The sequence below is a fragment of the Dactylosporangium sp. NPDC049525 genome (genome assembly GCF_040676755.1).
In the GTDB taxonomy this organism is placed as follows: domain Bacteria; phylum Actinomycetota; class Actinomycetes; order Mycobacteriales; family Micromonosporaceae; genus Dactylosporangium.
Window position 1 is genome coordinate 162374 of the sequence record NZ_JBFAPO010000011.1, and the last position, 14693, is coordinate 177066.

The 14693-nt window shown below is 72.5% G+C and carries 11 protein-coding genes; 5 read left to right on the forward strand and 6 right to left on the reverse strand.

Translation table 11 applies throughout. The features are described from left to right. Nucleotides 1-105: 105 nt before the first annotated feature. Genes AB0K00_RS18885 through AB0K00_RS18895 form a run of 3 tightly spaced genes read right to left on the reverse strand, consistent with a single transcriptional unit; the run spans nt 106 to nt 6837 of the window. Nucleotides 106-3414, reverse strand: a complete 3309-nt coding sequence (locus AB0K00_RS18885; RefSeq protein WP_363522365.1) for a DUF4132 domain-containing protein — start codon at nt 3412-3414, stop codon at nt 106-108. Between the two features lie 46 nt (nt 3415-3460). Further along, the gene (locus tag AB0K00_RS18890; RefSeq protein WP_363522367.1) at nt 3461-5809 is read right to left on the reverse strand and encodes an excinuclease ABC subunit UvrA; all 2349 of its coding nucleotides are present in this window, start codon (nt 5807-5809) and stop codon (nt 3461-3463) included. Then, nucleotides 5806-6837 carry a WYL domain-containing protein gene (locus AB0K00_RS18895; protein WP_363522369.1) on the reverse strand — a complete coding sequence of 344 codons (1032 nt, stop codon included), beginning with the start codon at nt 6835-6837 and terminating at the stop codon, nt 5806-5808. Before AB0K00_RS18895 ends, AB0K00_RS18890 begins: the two co-directional genes overlap by 4 nt. Nucleotides 6838-6896: 59 nt before the next feature. Here AB0K00_RS18895 and AB0K00_RS18900 point away from each other — a divergent pair, with 59 nt between their 5' ends. The 4 genes from AB0K00_RS18900 (at nt 6897) to AB0K00_RS18915 (ending at nt 10456) form a co-directional block, all read left to right on the forward strand. Then, a complete protein-coding gene (locus AB0K00_RS18900; protein WP_363522370.1) occupies nt 6897-7433 on the forward strand; it encodes a DUF664 domain-containing protein in 537 nt (178 codons plus the stop codon). 130 nt (nt 7434-7563) lie between these two features. Beyond that, a complete protein-coding gene (locus tag AB0K00_RS18905; protein ID WP_363522372.1) occupies nt 7564-8949 on the forward strand; it encodes a hypothetical protein in 1386 nt (461 codons plus the stop codon). A 20-nt stretch (nt 8950-8969) separates the two neighbouring features. Then, nucleotides 8970-9584, forward strand: coding sequence for a hypothetical protein (locus AB0K00_RS18910; protein ID WP_363522373.1), 615 nt, complete (start codon nt 8970-8972; stop codon nt 9582-9584). A 32-nt stretch (nt 9585-9616) separates the two neighbouring features. After that, a complete protein-coding gene (locus AB0K00_RS18915; RefSeq protein ID WP_363522375.1) occupies nt 9617-10456 on the forward strand; it encodes an alpha/beta hydrolase in 840 nt (279 codons plus the stop codon). Nucleotides 10457-10508: 52 nt separating this feature from the next. Here the strand turns inward: AB0K00_RS18915 and AB0K00_RS18920 are convergent, their stop codons facing one another. From AB0K00_RS18920 to AB0K00_RS18930, 3 genes are all read right to left on the reverse strand, one after another. Continuing rightward, complete coding sequence (locus AB0K00_RS18920) at nt 10509-12149, reverse strand: DUF4132 domain-containing protein (protein WP_363522376.1); 1641 nt, start codon at nt 12147-12149, stop codon at nt 10509-10511. Nucleotides 12150-12158: 9 nt separating this feature from the next. After that, nucleotides 12159-12614 (reverse strand): hypothetical protein, encoded by a 456-nt coding sequence (locus AB0K00_RS18925; RefSeq protein WP_363522378.1) that lies wholly within the window; start codon nt 12612-12614, stop codon nt 12159-12161. Nucleotides 12615-12735: 121 nt separating this feature from the next. Further along, the gene (locus tag AB0K00_RS18930; protein WP_363522379.1) at nt 12736-13539 is read right to left on the reverse strand and encodes a hypothetical protein; all 804 of its coding nucleotides are present in this window, start codon (nt 13537-13539) and stop codon (nt 12736-12738) included. A gap of 361 nt (nt 13540-13900) precedes the next feature. Here AB0K00_RS18930 and AB0K00_RS18935 point away from each other — a divergent pair, with 361 nt between their 5' ends. Next, nucleotides 13901-14677 (forward strand): maleylpyruvate isomerase family mycothiol-dependent enzyme, encoded by a 777-nt coding sequence (locus tag AB0K00_RS18935; RefSeq protein ID WP_363522380.1) that lies wholly within the window; start codon nt 13901-13903, stop codon nt 14675-14677. Nucleotides 14678-14693: the final 16 nt, after the last annotated feature.

Genomic DNA, 14693 nt, shown 5'->3' on the forward strand with positions numbered 1-14693 from the left:
GCGTGTCGAAACTCCACGACGTCCTCGGTGCGGGACAGGGGAGTGGCAATCCCACGAACATGCCTGGGCGCACACCATCCTGTCACGCCGCGGACGCGCTGATGGTCAGGAGCCGAGGACGTCGGTCAGGTCGCGGAGCACCTCCGAGGTGGTCACGTCGTCGAGGTCGGCGAACGTCCGGGTGAGGTGCCGCGGCCGCCAGTCGCCGCCGGGCCGGTCGCTGAGCCAGACGGTGGTGATCTCCTGCTCGGGAGCGTAGGCGTGGGCGCCGATCGGGATGCCGGGGTTGAGGTCGATGACGACGGCGCGGCCGGTGGGGGTCGCGCGCCAGATCCAGCCCTGGACACCGGCGTCCTGTGGCGTGCCGCGCTGCCAGCCGCGACGCTCCAGCCCGAGCAGCGTCGTCGTGGGCACCTTGCGACCGGCGAACCTGGCGAGCTCGGTCGACGCCCGCTCGTCCGCGGTCAGGTCGTGCACCGACCGGCCCAGCTGGGCGAACGGTTGGAGGATCTCGTAGTCGGCGAACACCGCCGCCCACCCGCTCAGCTCCTCGCCGAGCAGCCGCGGGTGGGCGACGCCGACCGTGGCGCCGGCCGGCAGCTCGTAGGCGTCGTCCGCCGCGTCGGCGCAGGTGCCGTCCTCCGCGACCCGGAACGCGACGGGTGCCGTCTCATCGACGTGGGCGGTCCACACCAGGCGACGCACGATGTGACCCAGCAGCGGGTGCGTCACCAGGTGGGCGTGGAACGACGACGCCGTCCAACGGCGCTGGGTGACCATCGCCGTCTCCAGGCGCTGGATCTGGTCCGCGGCGATCGTCCGCACGTCCTTCTTCAAACCGCTGAACCGCTGATAGGCCGCCGTCGCGAGCTCCTGGTCGTCGCGGGCGCCCGGCTTCGGCAGGTCCTTGCGGCGGGCGCCGGCGCCGTCCGTCACAAACGGCTTGAGCTGCTCGTCGAAGCCGACCACGAACTGCCGCGGACCGTAGTCCAGGCGCAGCGAACCGGTGGCGTCCAGGCCGAGGTCGGGGACGAGACGGTCGGCGAGCTGCTCGGCGGTCAGGCCCAGGTTTGCGGCGACCTCGGCGACCTTCTCCGTCGCCCGCTCCTTGAGCCCCTTGAACTTCGCCTTCTGGGCGATGCCGCTCAGGTGCGTCAGCGCAAGGTCGGAGCCGATCCCGGCGAGGACGTCGAGACCGATGACGGCCTTGGCGTGGCCGCCCTCGCCGGGCCAGGCGCGGATCACCGGGGACAGCCGCCGCACGGTGTCGTCGTCGCCGAGCCACTGCAGCGCGTGCAGCGGCCACGGCTCCTTCGGCGGCGCGCCGACCGCCTGCCAGCGCATGAACATTGCCCATGCGAACTCGGCCAGCGAGCGCCGGTCGACCAGATCCACGACCATGGGCACGCCGGCATACACCTCGCCCGGCCGGGAGATGGCCAGCATGGTGCACAGGTGCCGGGCCGCGTCGTCGCCGAGAGCGGCGGAGCGGTCCTTGAGCAGGATCCGCGGCAGCAGGCTCGGGTCGGCCCACGCCGGCAGGCCCGGGATCTTCGCCGGCAGCGTGTGCAGCGCACTGCGGCCCAGCAGCGTCTCCAGCGCGGCGGCCGCCGCGGGCCCATACGCGGTGCCGGCGGCGAGGACCTCGGCGCGGTGCCGGACCGCGATCAGCCGCAGCGACTCCTCCGCCGCGCGCCGGTCGGGGCCGGCCGGGCCCAGTGCCGCCGGGGTCAGCGCCAGGGCCGCGTCGCTCGCGTGCCGGTCGAACCATGCCATGACGAGACCGCGCAGCGACTTCAGCCGGATCAGGGTCGCGGCCATGTGTGTGGCGACCTCGGGTGCGGCGAACGGCAGCAGCAGCTCCGTGCAGTCGGCCGGCCGCGCCGCGGCGAGGTGCAGGGCGGTCGGCAGCGCGGCGAGCTCATAGCAGGCAACGAGCTGCGGGAACCACTGCGGGCCGTCCCAGACCCGCTTCGGCCGCCAGCCCGGCAGCAGCGGTCCGATCAGCTCGTCGGGGCCGGTCGTCATGAGCGTGACCTCGTGGTGGCCCTGCAGGTCACCGGCCCGGTATTGCTCCGCGGCCGTCTCGATCGACGTCTCCAGGTCCCACCAGTCCGCGGGCCAGGCCCGCATCGCTGCCCAGGTGTCGCGCTCGCCCGGCGCCCAGCGGATGACCGGCGCCTCGGTGCAGGTGAGGGCGATGACCACTGGCGCCGCCGGTGCGCGGCGCACCGTCCACGGCGGCGTCACGAGCACCTCAGGCAGCGCCGACGGTGGCGCCTCCGGCACGGCGCTCGGGTCCGCCAGGACCGCCTCCACCCGCTGCCGCGCGGCCGCGGGCAGCGACGCGAGCTCCGCCGCCGCCACGTCCCGGTTGGCGAGCACGTGGACCCGCAGCATGTCGCGGGTGACCGCCCGGTCATCGACGGCGAGCAGCCGCAGCGCCCGCCGCGGGAACCGGCGGGCGGCGTCGATCGCCGCGAGGGGCGCCTGCTTGGCGTCGAGGTGGTCGAGCAGCACGGCGAACGCCGCGTCGGTCGGCAGGTGGGCGAGGGTGCCGACGAGGCGCTGCTGGCCGTCGGTGCGGAGGTGGCCGGAGTCGAGCAACGCGGCCACGTGCGGCACGACGGCCGTGCCGGCGCCGTCGATGACGGTCGCAAGGGCCTCTGGGTCCTGGGCGAGCAACCCCCGCGCGGCCGGCGCAAGCTGCTCCAGGTGCTCGTGGGTGCTGGCCGCGCACCACAGCACCTTGCCCAGATACGGGTCGGTGCGCCCCGCCAGGGCCGCGCAGTCCTCGTCGACCCATGACCGCTGCCCGGGCACCAGGAACGACGTCGCTGCCCGGTGCTGCGGCGAGCGCGCCCGGTGGGCCTGCAGCACGGCAACGGCCGAGGCGTGCTCGTCGTCGGAGGCGACCGCGAGCGCGGCGCGCACCCGCCCGGCAAGCGCGACCCAGTGCGGGAAATAGGCCCAGCCGGCCAGCTCGCGCCACACGACACGCGGTGGCACGGACCGGCCGTTGTTCATGTATCCGCCGCCGTCCAGGCCGACCGCCGACGCGACGGCCTCGGCGGCGAACACGACCCCGCGCGTGGCGATCCAGAGGTCGGCGAGCCTGGCCAGCCGCGCCGGCTGGTCCCAGCCGAGGTGATAGGAGACAAGTGCGGCGACGGCGCCGGCGCCGGCGGCGGGGGTCGTCGCCGGATCGTCGAGGCAGGCCCGCGCCGCCGCGACGATCCCGGGGTCGCTGTCGGGGTGGGCCAGCCGGGCCTCGACGGACGGCAGCGCCGACGTGAGCAGCTCGGCGCCCCGGGCCTTGTCGTGCTTCAGCGTGGGCCCGGGCGCTCCGCCGCGGCGCGGGATGAACACCTTGCGCCACGTGGGCGGGAACACCAGCAGGTCCTCGTCGTCCATGCCCGCCACTGTAGTGACGGGCACCGACAAAAATCAGCCGGCAAGATCAGCCGCCGACGTACGCCGCGAGGTGCGACCCGGTCAGCGTCGACTTCGCCGCGACAAGATCGGCGGGTGTGCCGGCGAACACGACCCGCCCGCCGTCGTGCCCGGCGCCCGGGCCGAGGTCGATGATCCAGTCGGCGTGTGCCATGACCGCCTGGTGGTGCTCGACGACGATGACGGACTTCCCCGCGTCGACCAGCCGGTCGAGCAGCCCGAGCAGGTGCTCGACGTCCGCGAGGTGCAGGCCCGCGGTCGGCTCGTCCAGGACGTACACGCCGCCCTTGTCGGCCATGTGGGTCGCCAGTTTCAGCCGCTGCCGCTCACCGCCGGACAGCGTCGTCAAGGGCTGGCCGAGGCTGAGATACCCGAGCCCGACGTCGGCGAGCCGCCCGAGGATGGCGTGCGCCGCCGGGGTGTGCGCCTCGGAGCCGGGGCCGAAGAACGGCAGCGCCGAGCTCACCGGCATCGCCAGGACCTCGCTGATGTCCCGGCCGCCCAGGTGGTGCTCCAGCACGGACGCCTCGAACCGCTTGCCCTCGCACACCTCGCACACGGTTGCCACGCCCGCCATCACCACCAGGTCGGTGTAGATGACGCCGTTGCCGTTGCAGTTCGGGCAGGCGCCCTCGGAGTTGAAGCTGAACAGCGCCGGTTTCACGCCGTTGGCCTTCGCGAACGCCTTGCGGATCGGCTCGAGCAGCCCCGTGTACGTCGCCGGGCTGCTGCGCCGCGACCCCCGGATCGGGCCCTGGTCGACCGAGACCACGTTTTCAGAGGCGGGAATCGAACCGTGCACCAGGGAACTCTTCCCGGAGCCCGCCACGCCGGTGACCACGCACAGCACCCCGAGCGGGACGTCGACGTCGACGTCGTGCAGGTTGTGCGCGTTCGCGCCGCGGATCTGCAGGGCCCCAGTGGGCTTCCGCACGGTCTTCTTCAAGGAGGCCCGGTCGTCGAGGTGGCGGCCGGTGACGGTGTCGCTGGCGCGCAGCCCGTCCAGGGTGCCCTCGAAGCAGATGGTGCCGCCGTCGGTGCCGGCGCCGGGGCCGAGGTCGACGACGTGGTCGGCGATTGCGATGGCCTCCGGCTTGTGCTCCACCACGAGCACCGTGTTGCCCTTGTCCCGCAGCCGCACCAGCAGCTCGTTCATCCGCTGGATGTCGTGCGGGTGCAGGCCGATGGTCGGCTCGTCGAACACGTACGTGACGTCGGTCAGCGGCGAGCCGAGGTGGCGGATCATCTTGACCCGCTGCGACTCACCGCCGGACAGCGTGCCCGAGGGCCGGTCCAGCGACAGGTACCCCAGGCCGATCTCCACGAACGAGTCCAGGGTGTGCCGCAGCGCCGCGAGCAGCGGCGCGACCGACGGCTCGCTGAGCGAGAGGCCACCGACCCACTCGGCCAGGTCGGTGATCTGCATCGAGCAGGCGTCGGCGATGTTCCTGCCGTCGATCTTCGACGAGCGGGCTTCCTCGCTGAGCCGGGTGCCGCCGCACTCGGGGCAGACCGCGAACACCACGGCCCGCTCCACGAACGCGCGGACGTGCGACTGCAGCGCGTCGACGTCCTTGGACAGCATCGACTTCTGGATCTTCGGGATCAGGCCCTCGTACGTCAGGTTGATGCCGTCGACCTTGATCTTCGTCGGCTCCCGGTGCAGCAGGTCGTGCAGCTCCTTCTTGGTGTACTTGCGGATCGGCTTGTCCATGTCGAAGTAGCCGCTGCCGCTGAAGATGCGCCCGAACCAGCCCTCCATGCTGTAGCCGGGAATCGTGAGAGCGCCCTCACTCAGCGACTTGCTGTCGTCGTACAACTGCGACAGATCAATGTCATTGACCTTGCCGCGACCCTCGCAGCGCGGGCACATGCCGCCGGTGATGCTGAAGCTGCGCCGCTCCTTGATGGTCTGACCGGCCCGTTTCACGGTGACGGCGCCGGCGCCACTGATCGAGGCGACGTTGAAGGAGAACGCCTGCGGTGAGCCGATGTGCGGCTGGCCGAGCCGGCTGAACAGGATGCGCAGCATCGCGTTCGCATCGGTGGCGGTGCCGACGGTGGAGCGCGGGTCGGCGCCCATCCGCTGCTGGTCCACGATGATCGCGGTGGTCAGCCCCTCGAGGACGTCGACGTCGGGCCGGGCGAGCGTCGGCATGAACCCCTGCACGAAGGTGCTGTAGGTCTCGTTGATCAGCCGCTGCGACTCCGCGGCGATCGTGCCGAACACCAGCGAGCTCTTGCCGGAGCCGGACACGCCGGTGAAGACCGTCAGCTGGCGCTTCGGGATCTCGATGCTGACGTCCTTGAGGTTGTTGACGCGCGCACCCCGCACCCGGATCAACTCGTGGTTCATCGTGTCCCCCTCTGCACGGCAACGCCGTCCACGCTAGTGGCAGCGACCTGACCCGTGCTTCTCGATTCCTGATCATTCGTGGCGGCGTCCACGAGACGTTGCCCCACCACCCCTGTCGTGTGGCGCAGCTCCGGACCTCCGACGATCCGGAACGCGGCCGGGAGCGCCGCGAGCTGCTCGGCATACCACCACGGGTTGCCGGTCGAGCCGACGAGGCGGCACGTGCCCGCGTCGAGTGCTTCGAGTTTTCCCAGCGTCCGGGGTACGCACCGGGCCACCGTGTCCAACGGCGCGTCGATGATGACCTCGGCGGTGTACTCCCAGCCGACCGCGAGATGCTCCTCGAGGACCTCGACCGGGTCGAACGGCGCCGGCCGGTCGAATCCGGCGTCGAGCACCTCCACCCGCCGGACGCGGTCGATCCGGTAGGCCCGGCGCCCGCGCGACCCATGCGACCAGCACACCAGATACCACCGGCCGTGGCGCACGACGACCGCCCACGGGTCGACCTCGGTGTCCCACTGGTTGCCGGATTCGCCGCGGTACCACATCCGCAGGCGCCGCAGGTCGGCGCAGGCCCCCACGAGCGTGGCGGTGACCTGAGGGTCGGGGCGCGCGGCGGCACGGTCGGGTGCCGGTGCGGTCGCCCGCCGCACCGCGTCGGCCTGCGCGGCGACCTGCTCCGGCAGCGCCCGCACGATCTTGCCCAGCGCCGCGCCGACCGGGCTCGCCGGGTCGCTCGCGTCGTGGTGCCCGTCGAGGACCGCCATGACCAGGCCGAGCGCCTCGGCCGCGGTGAACGTCAGCGGCGGCAGCCGCAGGCCGCGCCCGACGCGGTAGCCGCCATAGGGCCCGCGGACCGACTCGATCGGGATGCCGGCGTCGCGCAGCACACCGACGGAGCGCCGCGCGGCCCGCTCCGACACGCCGAGCTTGGCGGCGAGCCGGTCCGCGGTGATGCCCGGGCTCGCCTGGATGACCTCCAGCGCGAGCAGGGCCCGGGCGGCCGGACCGGTGCCGGTTTCCACAGCTGTCCCTCCGCAGTTCCGGACGCGAAACGTCCGGAACCGACCTTATCGTGACCGCCATGACCTTCTTGCACGAGCCGTCTGCCACCGCCGGCGAGGTGGAGATGCTGCTGTTCGCCCTCGAACGATCCCGGGCCCAGTTCGCCTGGAAGACCGGCGGCCTGGACGCGGCGGGGCTGCGCCGCCCGCAGCCGCCGTCGACGCTGACGCTCGCCGGCCTGCTCAAGCACATGGCGCTGGTGGAGGAGCTGCACACGATCGACTACACCGGCGAGGCGCCCGGCCCGCCGCTGGACGCCCCCGAGGCGAGGACCGACGTGGACTGGCAGTGGCGCAGCGCCGCCGATGACACGCCCGAGTACCTCTACGGTCTGTGGCAGGGCGCGGTGGAGCACTCCCGGGCCGCGATGGCGGCGGCGCTCGCCGACGGCGGGCTGGACCAGCCGGCGAAGTACCGCAAGTTCGACGACGGCGAGGCGCCGAACCTGCGGCGGCTCCTGGTCGACCTGCACGACGAGTACGCCCGGCACGTCGGGCACGCCGATCTGCTGCGCGAGGCCGTCGACGGGCTCGTCGGCGAGGACCCGCCGCTGTGACGATGTCTTTGCGGAGTCTTTCGTCTCCGTGAAGAGTTCTCCATGCGCCGTCACATCGGTTGCCGAAAAGGATTTCGGGCGGTTGACTCCTCCCCGGCAACCCCCTCGACGCATGGATGTGTGACCCACCATGGACCCGAACGCACGGCGCCGCCTGATCGTCGGTGTTTTCGCCGGTACGGCGGCCGCCGTCGCACTCGCCGCGACGGTCTACTTCGTGACGGGGGGCGGCGGGGACGACGGCACGCCGCAGGCCCGCGCGCAGCAGGCGGGCCAGCCCGCCGACGGCACGCCATCGGGCGTCGCGGGCGTGGGCCCTTCCGGGTCCGCGCCCGCCTCGGCGCCGGCGTCCCCGGCCACCGCCGGCGCGTGCGCCCGGCCCGCCGGCGCCAAGCCGGCCGTGCAGGTCACGGAGGTCGCCACCGGCGTGCGCGGCACCGGCTACGGCCGCGAGGGCGACACCGACCCGCTGCCGATGGCGATCGCGGCGCGCCCCGACGGCGGCTCGTGGCTGGCATGGCTGGGCACCGACGGCCGCGTCCACCTCGGCCGGCTCGGCTGCGACGACAAGCTCGTCGGCACCCCGACCAGCTTCACCGGCATCGACCTGCAGGACGTGCAGGCCGACGCCACCGGCGGCGTCCTGCTGCTCACCCGCAAGGGCTCCTGCGGCGGCGGCACGCTGTGCGGCGGCTCGTCCAGCCCGTGCAACACCATGCACATGATCCGGTTCGACAATGCCGGCCAGCAGGTGTGGGAGCGGCAGGTGACGAACTTGACCGGCGCCCGCACCGGCTACGACGACGGCGCCCGGTTCGTCTGGTGGTATCAGCACCACGGCCGGCTCGCGTTCGACGGCACCAACTACGCGGCGTACTTCGGCGTCGCCATCACCGTTCGCAACGGCGCGTGCGTCGACATCCACGAGGGCGACCGGATGCAGGTCGTCGGGCCGAACGGGGCGCTGCTGCCCGGCCACGACAGCTTCGAGGTCGGCTGCAGTCACAGCTGGACGACGCGCATCGCCTGGGACCCGCGGGTCAAACACTTTGCGATGGTCTGCGCCACCGACAACGCGTGCCGCATCGCGCAGCCGAACCCGTACCGCACCGTGGCCGCCGGTAACTGCGACGGCACCCTGTTCGGCGGCGACCTGGTCCTCGCGCAGCCGAAGGGCTACTGGACCGCGTGGAGCCAGGGCGGCACGGCCCGCCTCGAGCACTTCACGACCGGCGCCGCCGACACGCGCGTCACCACCGGAGCGAAGACGGCGCATCCGCACCTGGTCGCCTACGGGACGAGCCGGATGCTGCTGGCGTGGGAGTCAGGCTCGTCGATGACCGCGCAGGTGTACGACACCGGCGCGGCAAAGGCGGTCGGCGGCACCTTCACGATCGACGTGAAGGACCACGCGTACCAGGCGTTCAAGGCGTACCCGGACGGCAGCGCCGCCTACGCCGCGGCCGGCGGCACCGCCACGTCGATCCGGGTCGCCCGCGTGCTGCCGCTGAACTGACGCGCTGGGATGCTTCACGGATGGAGACGGACGGCAAGGGGTACCGGCGCTCGGCCGGCTCGGCCCGCGGCGAGGCCCGGCGGCGGGCCCTGCTGGACCTGGTCACCGAGGACCTGGCGGAGCACGGCCTGGTCGACTTCTCGCTGCGACGGGCCGCCCGCGCCGCCGGCACCACCCACAAGGTGCTGCTGTACTACTTCGACGGCGTCGACGACCTGCTCGTGCAGGCGGTCGACCAGCTGCGCGCCCGCCGCATCGACAACAGCATGGCCGCCGCGGCGCTGCAGCCCGGCCGGGGCACCCTCGCGGCCCGCATCGAGGCGCTGTGGCCGGTGCTGGTCGACCCGCGATCCGGGCACCGGGTGCTGGAGCAGTCGACGGGTCTGGCGATGTACGACCCGGCCCGGTATTCGAAGTTCGGCCGCGAGGCGACGGAGCAGTACCTGCCGCCGCTGCTCGCCCTGTGCCCGCCGCAGTGGTCGGACCGCCGCCGCCGCGAGGTGGCCGAGCTGGTCCTCGCCACGCTGCGCGGCCTGCTGCTCAACCGGGTCATCGGCGCGGACCCAGCGCAGGTGGAGGCGGGCTTCACCGCGCTGCTGCGTGCCCTGGAACGGGAGGAGGCCGCCGACCTCTAGTGGCAATGTGAACCATGTGGTTCACTTGCTGCATGGCCGGCATCGAACTGTCCGCGGGAACCATCGACTACCAGGACACCGGCGGCCCCGGACCCGTCGTGCTGCTCCTGCACGGGCTGCTGATGGACGGCTCCCTCTGGGACGCGGTCCTGCCAGACCTCACCGGCCGCCGCTGCGTGGTCCCGACCCTGCCGCTCGGCGCCCACCGCCACCCCGTCCACGCCGCCGCCGACCTGTCCCTGCCCGGCGTCGCCCGCCTGGTCGCCGAGCTGATCGAGCGCCTCGACCTGCACGACGTCACGCTCGTCGGCAACGACACCGGCGGCGCGATCGCCCAGCTCATCGCCGCCGACCCCGACACCGCCGCGCGCGTCTCCCGCCTGGCGCTGATCTCGTGCGAGGCGTTCGACAACCTCCCACCGGGCCTGACCGGCCGCACGCTCGCCCTCACCGCCAAACTCCCGCCTGCTGCCTTCCGCCTCTTCATGCAGCAGATGCGCCTGCGTCCCATGCGCCGGCTGCCGCTCGCGTTCGGGTGGCTGACGAAACGCGGGGACGCCACCACCGCCCGCTGGATCCGTCCCGTCCTGGACGTGCCGGGGATCGCCTCGGACACGGTCCGGGTCCTGCGCGCCGCCTTCGCCGACCGCGACCTGCTGGTCCGCGCCGCCCAGGCCCTGCCCACGTTCGACCGCTCGGCCCTGGTGATCTGGGCGGCCGGCGACCGCGTCATGCCACCCGCCCACGGCCGCCGCCTGGCCGAGCTCCTGCCGCAGGGTCACCTGGTCGAGGTGCCGGACAGCGCCACCCTGATCCCACTGGACCAGCCGTCCCGCCTTGCCGCACTCCTCCGCGACTTCACCGCCTCCTGACCGACCCGTCCGCGGAGTTGCCGGCTCACCCTCGGCCCGCGCCAGACCTCCGTCACACGTCGACCGCCGCCTGCGGGAACGGCTGGGTGATGCCATGGCGCGCAAGCCATTCCCGCGCCGCGACCACCTCGTCGGGCGGGCTTGACGCCGGGTCCCAGAGCCGCACCAGCTCCCTGTTGCCGTCCGACGGTGGCGTTGCCGCGTCGTCGACGGGGCGCAATTCGCCGCCTGCGTAGCCGCAAAGGCGGCCGTTGACCCGCCAGAGCAGGTCGCGGGCCAGAGCGCCGACAACGACATGGTCGAGCACGAGGGCGCGCCAGGTGCCATAGTGCCAGGGTTGCCTGTCGCTGAGCTGGCGTTGCAAGGCCGAAGTGAGGGCGGTCAACGTCCTGCCCAGCTCCTTGGCCGACTCGCGGAACTGCTTGAGGTGCTCGGGAAAGTCCTGTTTCACCGCCGTGGGCGGCGACCCGATGGACATGCCGGCGTCGTTGCGCCACTCGACGTCCACGCGCGTGCCCTCGATCCGCAGGATGCCGGTGTCGCCGGGGCTCTCGCCGAAACGCTGCACACGCCGGCCGACCTCGGTCAGGCCGAAGGAGGGCACCGCGAAGTCGAGCACCTGCTCGCGGGTTGCTTGCAGTGCCGCGGCTTTGGCGTCGATCGCCGCGCCGATCTGCTTCGCGGTGGGTTTGTGGGTGACCCGCGCCGCGAGGCGCACCAGCTGGGCCAGGGCCTCCGTGCCCGCTTCGGTGTTGGTTTGGCGGGACAGCGCGTGCACGGCGCCCTCGGCCACCGGCCGGTTGCGCGGCCCGCCGGGAACCTTGCGCAGGTTGGTCTCCACGGCGTCGGCAAGGCTCCGGGTCAGCTGCTCGTCGGCCGGCAACAGGCCAAGCAGCCACACCAGCCGGCGCAACACCATGGAGTTGTAGAGGTCGCCGCGGCGCTCGCGGCCGTATCCCGTCCGATCGCGAAGCGAAACTGCGCGCGGCGCGTCGGCCAGCGCCAGCCAGCCGACGATGACCTCACGCGCCCTGTCCGGGCCGACCTTGACCAACAGCCGGTGACCCTCGTTTTCCCATTCAGGCGTGGGGGCTGCCCACTCGGGTGGGAGGGCGTCCCAGGTCACGTTCGCCGCGTGAGCCACCAGCTCGTGCCAGTTGGCGTCCAATGTGGACAGATCGGCCAGTGCCCGGTCCGCCCATACGTCGCCTCGATTCAGCAACGGCTGCTCGAGGCCGGCCACAAATCCTTTCAAGGACCGATGTCCTTCGATCGTGGCGGTGCGCCGCATGACCGCCACGACCTCGGGGGCGAGCGCGCCACCCGTCTTCAGCACGATCGCGCCCAGCTCTTCCATCGCGACGTAGGTGGTGAACTCCCAGTACTTCGCGGCGACGCCGAGAATTGCCAGCGCGTCCGGCAGATCCGTCCGGCGGCCCTCTTCGATGAGCAAGTAGTCGATCACGTAGTCGAGCAGGCACTTGGCATCCTCGCCTGCCACCGAGGAAAGCTTTTCCGACAGCGCGACCGCGGCCGGGACTCGGAACGGCAGCTTCCCGAGCTCGATGGCATTGCGAACCACATCCAGCTGGCGTCCCCAGTAGACATCTGTGTGCGCCAATGCCACGAGTGCATCGACAAACCCCGGAACGTCATGTGCCAGTGCCGCACGCTGCATTTCCTCCAGGCTCACCGGGGCAGTCTAGCGATCTGGCCGCTCGTAGAAGACGGGCATGGTCATCGACGAAATCCAACGCCAGATCGGAACTCGACCATCTGTAGGAACCGGCGTGTCAGGGCCACTGCCACGCTGCCGCCAACGCAGTCGCGTCGTCATCTGGACGGACCAGCAGCACGCCATCTCCAAGGTCGTCGTCACAGCCGATGACAACGACCGCGCCGTGTTGTCGCTCAAATACACGGTCCCGAGATACCGGGCGTGGTCATAGTCGTTCCAATCCGGCTGCGGCAGGTCCAGACCGGCGATCTCGAATCCGAGTTGCCCGCGCAGGCCAGCAACGGCAAAGGCTGCGACGAGCTGAGCCACAGTCGGCCATGCCCGAGTCTCGGGAGGCGGCAGCGCTCGCCTGTCATCCAACAACGGCCGCGCACGGTCATGCTGTGGACGGTACGCATGGATCATGAACTCCCAGCTCACGCCGGCAGCGGATCTGTGCTGCCACAGGTGGTGGGCGGCACAGATCCGCTCCCGCTCGCCGGCAACCCGGTGGATTGCTGGTCGCGGGAACAGTGCCGCACCGGGTTGTGCCGCGGCGGAGTCAGTGGCCGGTGGCGGTGGCGGCTGCGGAGCGGACGGTTGCGGCGGTGACAGCGGGGAGGTACAGGTCCGGGAGGTGGCTGGGTGACTCGCCGAAGAGGACGGCGTAGAGGGTCACCGCGTCCAGGTAGATGGCGGTGTCGTTGGGGTGCTTGCCGTCGGGGGCGATGAGGAACGACGTGCCGTGCACCGCGATGAGCGTCTCGAAGGCGTCGCCGATCGGGGCGAGCAGGTGCGGCGTGGTCAGCGCCGCCGACAGGGCAGCGGCGTTCGTGTCGATCGCGGCCGTCGCCGCGGCGCGGGACGGGAACGGGGACGGGTCGACCAGGGCCCAGTTCTTGAACAGCACCACCCGGCCGCCCGGCTTCAGCGCCCGGGGGAACGTCGGGGCGTACGTGTGGAGCAGGGTGCTCGTCGCCGCGGCCGGGTTGATGGCGAGCAGCGTGCTGTACTCCTGCAGCACGATGAAGTCGTATCGCCGGGTGCCGCCGAGCGCCGTGGCGACCAGGCCGTCGTCCCAGGTCTGGCGCAGCGTGTAGCCGGAGTGGATGACCTCGGTGACGTTCAGCGTGCGGCCGGCGGCGGAGGCGAGGTGGCGTACCAGCGCGGGCGTGTCCTCGCCGCTGCCGTGGTTCACCGTGCCGAGCAGGCTGTTGCCGACGAACAGCACATCCAGGGAGGTGCCGACAGTGACACGACTGCCGGCGCCGAGTTGTCTGGTGCTGCCCGCTGACACGTGCGGCGTGACCCACAGGACGGCGGCGACGATTGTGGCCGCGGCGAGCAACCGGCGACGGTACGACATCTGCGCTGGCTCCTCGGACGCGGCTACTGGAAGCGCCCGCCCAGGGTCGTCACCGCCGCGCGCCCTGTCAATGACGTGCGCCGCAGGGTCCCCCGATCGGCGCCGTGGTCGATCCAGGTGTCGGACGCGGGCGAACACGGCATCCCTGTGACGTGCGTCACAGGTCTCGTCCGGCGAGCTTGATCGTGCGAACCCTCTGCGAGCGAGGCCGACGCGGCGGCGGTGGCGGCGCACGTGGCCGCACTGCGCGGGGTGCGCCGCGGAGGCCGACCGGCTGCGCACCGCCGCCGAGTGGGTCGGGGAGCTCGCCGAGCGGCGGCCGCCACCCGAGCTGCGGGCCAGGGTCCTGGCGGCGGCCCGCGTGGCCCGGCCGCTGTGCGACGCGGAGATCGAGGGGCTGCTCGCGCCGTACGTCGCCCAGGTCGCCGCGTTCGACCGGCTGCTGGGCGGGCTGGCCGCGCCGCTGTGGCTGCGTCCCGTCGGGCCGCACGCGACGGTGCGCGCGCTGGTGACGCACCTGCGGGCCAACGACACCATGGTCACCGCCGCGACGGGCGCCGGCAACGGCATCGTGCGGCGGGGCGGGCCCGACGAGTCCACAGCGGACGTGCGGCGCCGCTGGCGGTCGCAGGCCGACGAGCTGGTGCGCACCGTCGCCGCGGCGGAGGCGCCCGCACTGGACCGGCCCGCTCCGCTGGCGGGACGGGTACCGGCGCAACGGCCGCTGCGGGAAGCGCTGACGCAGCGGGCGTTCGAGACGTGGATCCACGCCGACGACGTCCGGACTTTGCTCGCGCTGCCACCGGAGCCACCGCCGCCGCGGCAGCTGCGCGACATCGCGGACTTCGCCCTGCGGCTGCTGCCCGGGGCGATGGACGCCGCCGGCCGGGGCAGGCCGCATCAGGTGATCCGGCTGACGCTCACCGGTCCGGGCGGCGGCGAGCGCCTCGTCGCGCTGTCCGCGGCGACGCCCACCACCGGCAGCACCGTGGTGGGCGAGGTGGCGCTGGCCGCCGAGCTGTTCTGCCGGCTCGTCGCGGGCAGGGCCACGCACGACATGGCGGGCGTGGCCGTTGGCGGTGACGCCGCGGCCGCCGCCGACTTCCTCGGTGTCGCCGCGACGATGGGGTGCGACTGACGTGTGGGACGCACCG

Bases quoted from the DNA above. Each gene is read 5' to 3' on its own strand.
- AB0K00_RS18885 (WP_363522365.1), bottom strand. From the start codon at position 3,414: ATGGACGACGAGGACCTGCTGGTGTTCCCGCCCACGTGGCGCAAGGTG.
- AB0K00_RS18890 (WP_363522367.1), bottom strand. From the start codon at position 5,809: ATGAACCACGAGTTGATCCGGGTGCGGGGTGCGCGCGTCAACAACCTC.
- AB0K00_RS18900 (WP_363522370.1), top strand. From the start codon at position 6,897: ATGACCTTCTTGCACGAGCCGTCTGCCACCGCCGGCGAGGTGGAGATG.
- AB0K00_RS18905 (WP_363522372.1), top strand. From the start codon at position 7,564: ATGGACCCGAACGCACGGCGCCGCCTGATCGTCGGTGTTTTCGCCGGT.
- AB0K00_RS18910 (WP_363522373.1), top strand. From the start codon at position 8,970: ATGGAGACGGACGGCAAGGGGTACCGGCGCTCGGCCGGCTCGGCCCGC.
- AB0K00_RS18915 (WP_363522375.1), top strand. From the start codon at position 9,617: ATGGCCGGCATCGAACTGTCCGCGGGAACCATCGACTACCAGGACACC.
- AB0K00_RS18930 (WP_363522379.1), bottom strand. From the start codon at position 13,539: ATGTCGTACCGTCGCCGGTTGCTCGCCGCGGCCACAATCGTCGCCGCC.